Raw genomic sequence first — 4,198 nt, 5'->3', positions numbered from 1 at the left:
GGAAATGACATAGAAAAAGAGGATGAAGGAACTATTCCAACATCCTCTTTGATTCTTTTTGTCCCCGAGTCCAATGTTAACTTAATGACATTGGTCAAGCAAACTGGGCGATTTATATTACTAAGTTATTAAGGCGAAACCCCTTATTTATTTCTTTACCAGCACCGCTACAACACAAGGAATGGCTCCATCTACTACATGATACTCTACATCCTCGTATCCGCCGTCGGCGAAGAATTGTTTGTAGGAATCAAGGTCGAATTCACGCTGGAAGCTGGCGCCAGCTTTCTTAAACAAGGATACAAAGAAACTTGGTTTACCATTATGAAGAGTTGTATATGTTGGGATTATTACCTTTCCGCCTGTCTTGCAAACTCTGAACAATTCGTCTAAAGCAGCATAAGGATCATCTAAGAGGTGAATTACGTTTCCTGCAACTACCTTGTCAAATACCTCATCTTTAGACTTAAGATTAGTAATATCCGCTCTCTTAATAATCACGTTATCGTATGGCTTCATATTCTTTGCTGCTACCTTAAGCATATTTACAGAATAATCAGTTGCGACTAACTTCGTACATACTGGAGCTATATACTTGCTTATGGCACCTGTTCCGCATGCACATTCAAGTACATAATCATCAGTTTCTATCTCATCAGCTACAACAAGTCCTGTATTAGTATATACTTTGCCGTTAAAGACAGTTTCAAGCAAATCATATAAACCAGAAACTTTATCCCAAAACATAATTCTCTCCTTCAGACAAGCTTATATATTCTTACCACTAACACTTTATATCTTCATACATCTAATTGCGTTAATTACAGCAATAACAGTTACACCTACATCGGCGAAAATAGCTGCCCACATGTTAGCAAATCCCAGTGCGCCCAGTATAAGTACAAGTACCTTAACACCAATTGCGAACCAGATATTTTCCTTAACTATGCGAAGGCACTTTCTAGAGATGCGGATAGCTGTAACTATCTTTCTAGGATCATCGTCCATAAGAACTACATCCGCTGCCTCTATAGCTGCATCACTACCAAGACCTCCCATGGCGATACCTATATCTGCTCGTGATAACACTGGAGCATCATTAATTCCATCCCCGACAAATGCCAGTATCTCCTTTTCCGAATCCCTGTCATCAAGCATCCTTTCCACTTCAGATACCTTATCCTGTGGAAGGAGCTGACTTTTTATAATATCAAGTCCAAGCTCACTACCTACATGATCAGCAACTTCCTTGCTGTCACCTGTAAGCATAACTGTCTGTCTGATACCATTCTTCTTAAGTGAAGCGATAGCTTCTTTACTACCTTCCTTAGGTACATCCGAAATAACGATGTGGCCTTCATATCTGCCATCTATAGCTACATGTATAATAGTTCCTACATGATGGCAAGGCTTCCAGTCTGCACCTATACTTTCCATCATCTTGGAATTACCAACGCATACCGTCTTTCCATTAATAGTAGCCTTAATTCCATGGCCTGCTACTTCTTCTATATTCTCAACACTGCAGTCGTCCTTCTCATGTGCGTATGCATCTCTAAGTGACTGAGCTATAGGATGACTAGAATATCTTTCTACATGTGCTGCCATATGAAGCAGTTCCTCCTCATCCAGTTCCTCAGGATGTACTGCAGTTACAGTGAAACTTCCCTTTGTAAGAGTTCCTGTCTTATCAAATACTACTGTTCTTGTATTTGAAAGTGTCTCCATATAGTTGGAACCCTTAACAAGAACGCCCTTTTTACTTGCAGCGCCAAGTCCTGCAAAGAATGAAAGTGGTATAGATATAACAAGCGCGCATGGACAACTAACTATTAAGAAGGTAAGTGCCCTGTATATCCAGCTACCCCAGTTAGCATTAAGTCCAAATGCCATGCTAACAAGCGGTGGCACTATAGCAAGCCCAATTGCAGCATATACAACTATCGGTGTATATACTCTGGCAAACTTTGTAATAAAGTTCTCAGACTTAGACTTTCTAGAACCTGCATCCTCTATAAGCTCTAATACTTTCGAAGCAGTAGATTCTCCAAACTCTTTAGTAGTTCTTACCTTAATAAGTCCATTAAGATTGATACATCCTGAGATAACCTCGCTGCCTTCTACCACATCTCTCGGAAGAGACTCCCCGGTAAGAGCTGCCGTATCTAAAGAAGAATGCCCTTCTACAACTACTCCGTCGATAGGAACCTTCTCACCAGGCTTAACTACTATAACAGTACCTATCTCAACATCATCCGGATCAACTTCCTCAAGTTCTCCATCTTCGCCTTCAATATTGGCATAGTCAGGAGCTATATCCATAAGATCTGATATGCTCTTACGACTTCTTCCTACAGCGTAGCTCTGGAACCACTCTCCAACCTGATAGAAAAGCATAACTGCTATGGCTTCTACATAATCACCACTGCTATAAAGAGCAAGTGCTATAGCTCCTATAGTTGCAATAGCCATAAGTAAACTTTCGTCAAATGCCTGACGGTTCTTAATTCCCTTAAAAGCCTTAATCAGTATGTCATAACCTATAATCAGATAAGGAATCAGATATAATCCGAATCTTACTAAACCTTTGGCTGGTACAAAATGAAGTCCCACCAAAATCACTGAAGTTATAATAATTCTTATCAGGTTCTTCTTCTGCTTCTTGTTCATAGTCTCTACCCTAATCATGAGATTATCTCATGTAATCCGGCCTCGTAGCCTTACTGTATTATCTCTAAATCTTATAAAAAGATTTCACAATCATCTTCTACTTTCTTGCAGTTTGCAAGTACATCTTTCATAACTTTATCTACATCTGCGCCTTCTTCAAATTCAACCTTCATCTTAAGTGCCATAAAGTTAACGCTTGCATCTGCAACGCCAGCAGTCTTCTTAGCTGCTTCCTCCATCTTGTTAGCACAGTTAGCGCAATCAACCTCAATCTTGTAACTCTTTTTCATATTTTCTTTCTCCTTTTCTTTATAATGATTATATTTTTTTCTTTGGAATCCAAGGTATAATACGATTTACTTTAACTTTATATTTCTTGTACTCTTCTCCGTATAAATCAAGCAACCACTTTTCTTCTGTATTTTTAAGTACATCAGTTATGATCATCCAATCCACCAATAAAAACGGAAGGATGAATATGTTATGCCACATAAGGCTGATGCCAATGATCAGTAGCCATATACCACTATACATAGGATTTCTTACCCAGGCATATATACCGTCAGTCTTAAGAATATTCTCTGTAATATTCTTGTCCATACCGGATTTTAATGCTCCTATAAACCAGACCGATACTCCAGCAAGGCTCAGTATAATTCCTGCCACCTGATAGAGATAAATCCATCCTCCCTGTGTAATTCCCGACTTAAGTACATAACTTGTCATATATATAACTACAGCATGTAACAGAGCTATGCCATATATGAGATATGGACCCACTCCAAACATAGGAAGCTTTTGTCCTTCTTTAACATAATTTTTAAAACTCTTAAACACTTGTCTCCTCCTTAACGATTAAATATCTGTTTAATTGTTTATAACAACAATACATCATAATAAAGATTCTGTCAACACTCAATTAAATATTTGTTTAATCTTTTAATGTTATGTTAAAATGTAACATAAATAACACATTCAATTTCTCAGGAGAATATATATATGGGAGACATGATACTACCTCATCATCATCACAGCGAAGAAGAAGAAAAAATACTTATGCGTAGTATGCCTGCTGATGACGCAGTTGCATCAGTTGCTGAGGCTATGAAACAACTTGGTGACCCTACCAGACTCCGTATCTTTTGGATTCTATGCCATACAGAAGAGTGTGTTCAGGATATTGCTGCCCTTATCTCTATGTCATCTCCTGCCGTAGCCCATCATCTCAAGCTTCTCAAAACCGCCGGCCTACTTACCACAAGACGCGACGGCAAGGAAGTCTATTACAAGGTTGCCGAAACACCCCTTGTTTGGAAACTTCATACCACAATAGAAGACATCGCCGACATAAACTGCCCGCGTTAGTCTCAAGATAGAAAAACGGTATAGATAGTCTGAAACAAAAAAGTGGATAAAAAAAGCCGGGTAATAATACCAATGTCATTAAGTTAACATTGGACTCGGGGACAAAAAGAATCAAAGAGGATGTTGGAATAGTTCCTTCATCCTCTTTTTCTATGTCATTTCC

General features: G+C 38.8%; 5 protein-coding genes. 1 reads left to right on the top strand and 4 read right to left on the bottom strand.

Translation table 11 applies throughout. The features are described from left to right. Positions 1-147: 147 nt before the first annotated feature. The 4 genes from G636_RS0114320 to G636_RS0114305 all read right to left on the bottom strand — a co-directional run bounded on the left by G636_RS0114320 (position 148) and on the right by G636_RS0114305 (position 3,507). Complete coding sequence (locus G636_RS0114320; RefSeq protein WP_026508600.1) at positions 148-747, bottom strand: class I SAM-dependent methyltransferase; 600 nt, start codon at positions 745-747, stop codon at positions 148-150. A 45-nt stretch (positions 748-792) separates the two neighbouring features. Then, a complete protein-coding gene (locus G636_RS0114315) occupies positions 793-2,670 on the bottom strand; it encodes a heavy metal translocating P-type ATPase (RefSeq protein ID WP_026508599.1) in 1,878 nt (625 codons plus the stop codon). Between the two features lie 71 nt (positions 2,671-2,741). Then, entirely contained in the window at positions 2,742-2,960 is a 219-nt protein-coding gene (locus tag G636_RS0114310; RefSeq protein WP_026508598.1) for a cation transporter, read from the bottom strand. A gap of 28 nt (positions 2,961-2,988) precedes the next feature. Continuing rightward, entirely contained in the window at positions 2,989-3,507 is a 519-nt protein-coding gene (locus G636_RS0114305) for a methyltransferase family protein (RefSeq protein WP_026508597.1), read from the bottom strand. Between the two features lie 162 nt (positions 3,508-3,669). Here G636_RS0114305 and G636_RS0114300 point away from each other — a divergent pair, with 162 nt between their 5' ends. Continuing rightward, positions 3,670-4,035 (top strand): ArsR/SmtB family transcription factor, encoded by a 366-nt coding sequence (locus G636_RS0114300; protein ID WP_026508596.1) that lies wholly within the window; start codon positions 3,670-3,672, stop codon positions 4,033-4,035. The last annotated feature ends 163 nt before the right edge of the window (positions 4,036-4,198 follow it).

Origin of the sequence: Butyrivibrio sp. MC2013 (genome assembly GCF_000424585.1) — a bacterium.
GTDB lineage: Bacteria > Bacillota > Clostridia > Lachnospirales > Lachnospiraceae > Butyrivibrio.
Note: the sequence above shows the minus strand (reverse complement) of the source record. Positions and strands in the feature narration are given on the sequence as shown.

What these genes read in the sequence shown, in the direction of transcription:
- G636_RS0114320 (WP_026508600.1), bottom strand. Translation starts at nt 747, where the DNA reads ATGTTTTGGGATAAAGTTTCTGGTTTATATGATTTGCTTGAAACTGTC.
- G636_RS0114315 (WP_026508599.1), bottom strand. Translation starts at nt 2,670, where the DNA reads ATGAACAAGAAGCAGAAGAAGAACCTGATAAGAATTATTATAACTTCA.
- G636_RS0114310 (WP_026508598.1), bottom strand. Translation starts at nt 2,960, where the DNA reads ATGAAAAAGAGTTACAAGATTGAGGTTGATTGCGCTAACTGTGCTAAC.
- G636_RS0114300 (WP_026508596.1), top strand. Translation starts at nt 3,670, where the DNA reads ATGGGAGACATGATACTACCTCATCATCATCACAGCGAAGAAGAAGAA.